Annotated in this window: 8 protein-coding genes; 1 reads left to right on the forward strand and 7 read right to left on the reverse strand. The window is 38.3% G+C overall.

The annotated features are described in order from the left end of the window. Positions 1-12 precede the first annotated feature (12 nt). The 6 genes from PCY10_RS04180 to PCY10_RS04205 form a co-directional block, all read right to left on the reverse strand. Complete coding sequence (locus PCY10_RS04180; protein ID WP_301558890.1) at positions 13-2,457, reverse strand: glycyl radical protein; 2,445 nt, start codon at positions 2,455-2,457, stop codon at positions 13-15. Positions 2,458-2,624: 167 nt separating this feature from the next. After that, positions 2,625-3,926: a PTS sugar transporter subunit IIC gene (locus tag PCY10_RS04185; RefSeq protein WP_301558891.1), complete on the reverse strand. Its 1,302-nt coding sequence runs from the start codon at positions 3,924-3,926 to the stop codon at positions 2,625-2,627. Positions 3,927-3,937: 11 nt separating this feature from the next. Further along, positions 3,938-4,249, reverse strand: a complete 312-nt coding sequence (locus tag PCY10_RS04190; protein WP_003036028.1) for a PTS sugar transporter subunit IIB — start codon at positions 4,247-4,249, stop codon at positions 3,938-3,940. 20 nt (positions 4,250-4,269) lie between these two features. Continuing rightward, positions 4,270-4,593 (reverse strand): PTS lactose/cellobiose transporter subunit IIA, encoded by a 324-nt coding sequence (locus PCY10_RS04195; RefSeq protein ID WP_003036210.1) that lies wholly within the window; start codon positions 4,591-4,593, stop codon positions 4,270-4,272. 244 nt (positions 4,594-4,837) lie between these two features. Continuing rightward, on the reverse strand, positions 4,838-5,800 hold the full coding sequence (locus PCY10_RS04200; protein WP_020998843.1) for a sugar-binding transcriptional regulator: 963 nt from the start codon (positions 5,798-5,800) through the stop codon (positions 4,838-4,840). A gap of 18 nt (positions 5,801-5,818) precedes the next feature. After that, complete coding sequence (locus PCY10_RS04205) at positions 5,819-6,562, reverse strand: DeoR/GlpR family DNA-binding transcription regulator (RefSeq protein WP_003028982.1); 744 nt, start codon at positions 6,560-6,562, stop codon at positions 5,819-5,821. A 132-nt stretch (positions 6,563-6,694) separates the two neighbouring features. On the opposite strand from PCY10_RS04205, the gene PCY10_RS04210 reads away from it, so the two are divergent. Further along, positions 6,695-7,471: a glycyl-radical enzyme activating protein gene (locus PCY10_RS04210; protein WP_021002918.1), complete on the forward strand. Its 777-nt coding sequence runs from the start codon at positions 6,695-6,697 to the stop codon at positions 7,469-7,471. Between the two features lie 200 nt (positions 7,472-7,671). Here PCY10_RS04210 and PCY10_RS04215 read toward each other — a convergent pair. Continuing rightward, positions 7,672-8,185: metallophosphoesterase family protein (locus PCY10_RS04215; protein ID WP_301558892.1), on the reverse strand; the 514-nt coding region annotated here is incomplete at its 5' end.

Raw genomic sequence — 8,185 nt, forward strand, 5'->3', positions numbered from 1 at the left:
ACTGGACCTCTTTTATAATGTGTGTTCTGTACGTCCGATAATATCATCTTGTGTTGCTTTGGAGAGTACATTGAAGAATGCCGAATATCCTGCAACACGCACAATCAAATCACGGTGTTTTTCAGGATGCTTTTGTGCATCAATCAAGGTTTCTCTAGAAACAACATTGTATTGAATATGATAACCGTGCAAACGGTTAAAGAACGTACGAAGTAAAGCAATCAATTTAATTTTATCTTCTTCCTTAGACAGGGTCTGAGGATTCACTTTTTGATTGAGCAGAACGCCCCCAACAATTTCATCTGTCGGCAATTTAGAAACAGATTTCAATACAGAAGTCGGACCATTCTTGTCCATATTGTGAGATGGAGAACAGCCTTCAGCGAGCGGTGTCCCTGCATTGCGGCCATCTGGTGTCGCCAAAGTACCACGACCTTGACCAACATTGGCTGAAATAGAAGATGTTCCTGAGTAGCGGATACCGCCAATTGGACCGCGTCCATAACGGGTATTTGGATATTTAGCGATTTCATCCACATAAATATCGTAAGCATCAGTCACCAACTTATCCGCATAATCATCATCATTACCATATTTCGGTGCATCATGAATCAACATCTCTTGAATCTCCTTGCCACGCTCACCTGCATAGTCTGTTTCAAGCGCATGCCAGAGTTCAGCTGGAGTCAGTTTGCCTTCTTCAAAGACTAGCTTCTTGATTGCTGCTAGTGAATCTGATAGATTGGCAATACCGACTTGGAGACCAGAAATATAGTCATAGACAGCTCCCCCCTCTTTCAAATGCTTACCGCGTCCGATACAATCGTCTGTCAAAGCTGAGCAGAGGATATCCGGCACTTCTCTTTCAAGAGACAGGTCGATAGAATTTTCCACGATGACACTCATACGAGTCAAGTGGCGCAAAGTCTTGTCCCAAGCCGTTTGCAGCTCAGCAAAGCTCTTCATGTCTTTAAAATGACCGAAACTTGGTGCAAAACGCTTGCCAGATGCGGGATCAATTCCATCGTTCATAGTGATGAGAAGCACTTTAGGGAAGTTCATATAGCTCATACCCGTACAACGGTAGCCCCATTTACCAGGCACGGCAGTTTCCACACAGCCGATGGCACTATAGTCGTATGCATCTTCTTCCAAAACGCCTTTTGCGATAAAGGATGGGATGATAATTTCGTCATTATTGAAAGCTGGCATACCAAAACCAAGCTTCATGACTTCAATACACTCATTCATAAAGCGAGGGTCCAAACCTGCATGATAGCGAACAGTCAGATTTGGCTGAGGAAGATGAGTTTGAGCTACAGATTTCAACACAAGGTAGGAAAGCGGGTTGACTGCATCTCTTTTATCTCTCGTTTGACCCCCGATTGTCACATTTTGATAAAGGGGACTGCCCGCAGATGAGAATGTGTGAGCCTGGCTGCGCACTTTATTTATGGTGATCGTCTTAATCCACAGATTGGTTAAACGTTCCACAATACTAGCTTCTGTCTCACGACCAGCTTCCAAGTCCGCCTTGACATAAGGGTACATGTACTGATCAAAGCGGCCATAAGAGAGCGAATGTCCGTTAGACTCAATCTGGAGGATACACTGGATAAACCAAACAGATTGAACAGCTTCAGCAAATGTTGATGCTGGCTCATACGGTACTTTAGAACAGATTCTAGCAATTTCTAAGAGCTCCTGACGGCGTTTAGACTCTTCTGCTTTTTCAGCTAATTGATTGGCTAAGGCGGCAAAACGCTCCGCATAAGCTTTCACAGCATCCACTACAATGAAAATTGAATCATAGAAATGATATTTATCAATACTAGCCGGATCTGTCAAATCCAAGGCCTCCTTAGCTGCCCGAGCTTTTTCTTCAAAACCTTTCAAACCATATTGAAGCAATTTTTGATAGTTGACTGCCAAGTGAGCATCACCAGAATTCATCTTTCCTTCCATTCCAAAGAAGCCAGTTTCCATATAAACCTGAACTTCTTCTGGAAGTAAAGCACCAGCTCTAGCGCGGAGGTTATTGTTTTCCCAGAAAGGAGCGATGCTACGGATTTGTTCTTTAGTTTCCTCTGTAATATAGAAAACATCGCCATCACGCTTTTCAAAAAGATCTAATTCATTGAGTACAAATTCTAAAGTATACTCTGGGAAAATAGGTGCATCTTTATTAGACGAAGCCTGATTTCCAACAATCATGGTCTCATCTTCAATATAAAGCGTCATATTTTCCAAAATTTCCTTAAGCATATAAGCACGCTTCAGAACATTTGGCTTTTCTTTATGCTCTTGATAAGCTCTTGTCGCAAGAACAGCACGTTCAGCATCAATATAAGGTTTCTTGTCCAGCACATCTTCCCTATACTTGTTCATTCGGTCCGTTAAACTACCAAAATAACTCGTTTGTATAGTCGTTTTTTCTATTTCTTTTACATTAGTCATCACAGCACAACCTTTCTTATGAAATTATTTTTATTTCTTTCGTAACTATTGTAGCATGCAAGATGCAAAAATTCAATCATTTATAATCAATTATCGAATTAAAGATTTTTTGCACATTTGTGCTCAATCAACGTTAAAATAATTTCTTTACAGTGATACAATGTAGTTTATCCTTCCGCTTTCAGTTCATTACTGTAAGCAAGATTGTCTTGGAATTTAAAGAATGGGAAATAGATGAGAGTGGACATAGCTAAAATGACAACTTGGATGAGAGCACCTTGCCATCCTGCCACTAAGAAACCAGAAATAATAGCTGGTGTACTCCATGGCAAGGTCACCCCTGAAAATGGCTGCATAAAGCCAATTGCTATAGAACCATAAACAATTACAGCCGATAAAACAGGTACAAGAATAAAAGGCAAGAACATAACGGGATTCATAACAATTGGAAACCCAAACACAACTGGTTCATTGACATTAAAGATTGCTGGAAAAGCAGCAACTTTTCCTAGTGCTTTGTATTGCTTGGACTTAGCTGCAAAGATCATAGCTACTACCAAGCCAAAAGTGATACCTGAACCAGATAAGATTAGGAAACTATCTAAGAATTGCTGAGTAACAATATGCGCTCCTTTACCAACAGATAGCTTTCCAGCAGCAAGCAAAGCTTTATTGGCATCCAGATTTGAAAGCAATAGAGCAGTCACTACACCATTGACAACAGATTGCCCATGCACACCGAACCACCATAAGAAGGAGATGAAAAAGGCGATACCAATTGCACCGTAAAGGGAACCAGTCAATCCTTGTAATGGCACTTGAATCACACCATAAATCATTTCAATAAAAGTGCCACCTTTTGTTAGCATTTTAGCAAGAATATAAACTACCATGGAAAGGAAGAATATCACAAAAGCTGGAATCATAGCCTCAAATTGCTTAGCAATCGCTTGCGGAACTTGCTCTGGCATCTTAATAACAATATGCTTTTGAATAAACATGGTATAGATACTACCGACAACCAAACCAATAATAATAGCTCCAATAATCCCCTGACCACCAAACCAAACTTTAGTAATAGCATCTGCAATAGGTTCACCTTTTGTCGGTACATAAGAAGATTTTAAAAGAATGAAGAACGAGGACACGGATAACACCCCTGCTGGCAGAGGCTCTACACCACTATTTTTAGCATAAGAATATCCTATGGAGAAACAGGAAATCAAACCCATAATCGCAAAAGTTCCTGAGTAAACCTGCATAAATGGCTCAGTCCAATTTTTCCCAAAAATACCTGCAATTGCCTGATTGAGTCCTTCAAATGGTAACTGTCCTACAATCAGAAAGATACTTCCAACAACTGTCAAGGGGAGAATTGCCAACATGCCATCCTTTAAGGCAATTATACCGCGCATATTAACAAATTTCATAATCGGCGCAATAATTTTTTGAGTATCTACTTTAGCCATAACTAAGCTCCTTATTTTTGTTCCAAAAGCCCCAAAGCGAGATTCAATACTTTTTTACCATCTAGCATGCCATAGTCCGCCATTGGAATGACCGCAATTGGAATATGGTTCTCTTCGCAAATGGCAGCTGATTTATCCAAAGTATAAGCTACTTGCGGTCCTAACAAAGCAACATCCAAGTTTGGTGCATAATCTGCTAACTTGGCCTGAGAATAAGCATCAATCTCAACCTCTAAACCAGCTTCTTTCGCAGCTATTTTCATATTATTGACCAACATTCCTGTTGAAAAACCTGCTGCACAAAACAGCCCAATTTTAATCATATCTTCATCCTCCTGATGATTTATTTTTTCACTTGTAATTCTTTTCTCAAGTCAATGATTTCCTTGATAAGATTAATTTCTGTAATACTGGTCATCAAATGATCCTGAGAGTGGACAAACAAAGCTGTGATTTCTGTCTTTGTTCCCCCCGCTTCCTGTGCCAAAAACTCGGTTTGTAGATTATGAGCTTCTAACAATGCCTGATCTGCCAATTTCAAATGCTCATCACATTTTTCAAATTCACCATTTTTTGCCAATGATAAAGCTTGGTAAATATGCTGTTTGGCATCCCCAGCATGCAAGATTAACCCCATAATGATTTGATCAGCTACAATCACTTCCATATTTAACGTTACTCCTATTTTTATTTACAAAATATATCTTTCTTTTATTTGAAAGCGTTTTATTTTTGTTTGTAACTCAAATTTATCATCTTTCTCGTATTCCGTCAATATATCATTAAACAAATTCTCTTTTTTTATATTTATCGCACATTTGTGCTTGTCGAGTAAAATAAAAAGGTCAGAATCATTATTCTTGACCTTTTGAAAATGAAATAATGAGGAAAAGGAGAACTGTTATAAACTACTAATTAACTGCACTATTATCCAATTCCAACACTTTTAAAATAGTTGCTTCATCTGTAACTAAATGGTTGACATACCCAGCACGTAAAACCGCCAAAATAGCGGCAGCTTTTTGACGACCATAGGCGAAAGCCAGACTGTGAGGAACTGTTTTTAAATAATCTAAAGAAATAGCAACTGTTCGATTTTGCAACTGTTCATCAACCAACTCACCATTTTCATCAAAAAAGCGACAACAAATTTCTCCGACAGCTCCTTCATTTTCTACTGTACGAAAATCTTCAGCCGTCAGCATATCCAACCACTGCCGATTTTTTTCATCCACTTGTCCACCAATACCAACAACAACCACATCTAGTTCTTGCCAACTTCTTTTTAAGTCCTCAAAATATTTAGAAGACAAAATTCCTTTTGCTAAGATCTCATCTTCTTGTATAATTGTCGCATTCATAAAGCGACAATCCCCATGGTATTTATTAGCCATACTGTAAATGAGAGTATTAACATGATAACGCGCATGAATATGGCTAGGTCCGCCAGCCAATGGAAAAAAATGCACATTACTCAAGTGTCGACTGCCCGAGTGTTCTACCAAGAGACTAAGACTCTTTCCCCATGAAAATCCAACTTTAGCATTGTCATCAATCATCCCCCGAAGCATTCCTGCCGCTGATTGAGCTAACCGCTGCTCCAAATCAGAAGGTGAGTCATCCACTTGATTTGCTACGATTTCAAGTCCTTTCAACCCATACTTCTCTTTTACTACATTTTCTAAATGAAACAAACGCGTATCAAAGGCTTCAATCTCGATTTTGACAATGCCTTCCTTTTTAGCTTCAGCCAGCATACGACTCACAGTTGTCCGATAAATCCCTGTCTCTGCTGCAATTTCTGCCTGACTTTTCTCCTCTACATAATAAAGATAAGCAATCTTAGCTAATAGCCTTTTTCTTTCACTTTTCATCTTATCTCCCTCTACTTATCAGACTAGAGTCAATTTGATATTGGCTGCTTTTAGGCGTTGAACCGCGGCTGTCGGAATAGCTTGATCAGTTACCACCTGCGAAACCTGTTTCAAACCAAAGCGCTTGACAGTCCCTCTTTTATCAAATTTACTCGAATCTGTTAACACAATCATTTTGTCAGATGCTTCCGACATGTATTGCACCACTTCGCTACGCATTAAATCCTTACCTGTAAAACCAAGCTCTTCATCATAGCCATCAGTCCCTACAAAAGCATGTTCGACATGGAAAAATTGAATCATTTCCTTAAGCAAAGGACCGACCGTAACTTGCGAATCGTTCTGAAATTCACCGCCTAGCAAGATAATCTTGCAAGAATCTACTTTTCTCACATAGTCTGCGATAAAATAAGAATTTGTAATAATTTTCACGTTCTTCTTAGTACGACAGATTTCTTCAGCTAACAGAGCACAAGTTGAACCAGATTCAATGATAATCGTTTCATTGTCTGCAACAATTTTTGCCGCTTCTTGTGCTATCTTTCGCTTGGTATCATAATGAAAAGAAAGCCGGACATTCAAGTCATCACCACTATTTAAGACCGCATAACCATGCTCCCGATGAAGTAAGCCTTTCATTTCCAGCTTATCCAAATCTTTCCGAATCGTTACTTTAGAGACTTTTAATTTATCAGATAAAGTATTAACATCAATTTTTTCAAACTCTGAAACGAGCTTAACGATTTCATCTAAACGTTCCATTTTATTCACCTCATTCTTTATTTTAACAGAATTTAAGGAATAAATAAAATAAAAAATGGTTTCATTCGTAATTGTTTTTCTTTCGTTTGTTTGATATAATAAAAGAAAATAAGCGAGAAAAGAGTGTACATCATGAGTTCAGAAAAAGGAATCATCTTTAATATTCAACATTTTAGTATTCACGACGGACCAGGAATTCGGACAACTGTTTTTCTAAAAGGCTGTCCCTTACGCTGTCCTTGGTGTGCCAATCCAGAATCTCAGAAATTTAAACCTGAACCCATGTTAGACGCTTCTAGCAAAAAGACTATCACCATGGGAGAGGAAAAAAGCGTTGAAGAGATTATCAAAGAAGTTCTCAAAGATAGAGAATTTTATGAAGAATCAGGTGGAGGCCTGACCTTGTCTGGTGGAGAAATTTTTGCTCAGTTTGAATTTGCTAAAGCCATTCTAAAAACTGCCAAAGCAAATGACATCCATACCGCCATTGAAACGACAGCCTTTGTAGATCATGATAAATTTGTTGATTTGCTCCAGTATGTAGATTTTATCTATACTGACTTAAAGCATTACAACACCATCAATCACCGCAAAGTCACAGGGGTCAAAAATGAACTAATTATCAAAAATATTCATTATGCTTTTTCGCAACAAAAAACTATTGTCCTACGTATTCCTGTTATCCCTAGCTTTAATGACTCTCTAGAAGATGCCGAACAATTTGCTATTTTATTTAAAAAATTATCTATTGACCAAGTACAACTCTTACCTTTTCATCAATTCGGTGAAAATAAATATAAATTACTAAAACGCCCTTATGAAATGGAAAATGTGCAAGCTCTACATCCGGAAGACCTCTATGATTATCAGCAAGTTTTTCTTGATTATGAAATCAACTGTTATTTTTAGCTCCTCTTTTTCTCCAAAAAACAATCCATTCCTCACGAAACGGATTGTTTTTTTATCTCTTCTTGAGCAGATGCCACGACATCTGCAAGACTAGTTTTATTTAACTCTTCTTCCATTACCGTCTAAATTTCTGCTAATTTATTGTCTAAAACGAAATGAATATTTCTACCAAATTTACATTGTAACTTCATGTATTACGTCTAAAAAAACTCCTTAAGCTGCGCAACATAATCTTCTCGCTCACTGATTGCTCGAAGTAAATCATGGTTATGGGTGTGATGAATTCCATGAACGAGGCTTTCGTAATACACTTCATAATAAGGCAATTTAAATGTTCTAGCCATTTCCAATTCTTTATTTACATCATAAGCTACCCGTCGAAAATCGACATCTGCTAATCCCTGTTCATCAATTTTTAAAATAGCATATTGAGCTCGCAGGTCTTTTCTCAAACAAGCATCTAGAAAAAACGGCTGACCGATAGAACCTGGATTGATGATCATCTGCCCACCTGTCGCATAACGAAGAAATTGCTGATGAATATGACCATAAATGGCAATGGCACAATTGTTACCTTCAAACAGGCAATCAAAATTCTCTTGTTGACCAATATGAATCAACTCTCGTCCCCAATTTTTATCTGGCAAATGATGAGTCACAGCGATTTCTAAATCGCCAACTTTTGTCAAAAGCTGCAAGGGCAACTCATGCAAT

Origin of the sequence: Streptococcus sp. SI1 (assembly GCF_030439945.1) — a bacterium.
GTDB lineage: Bacteria > Bacillota > Bacilli > Lactobacillales > Streptococcaceae > Streptococcus > Streptococcus intermedius.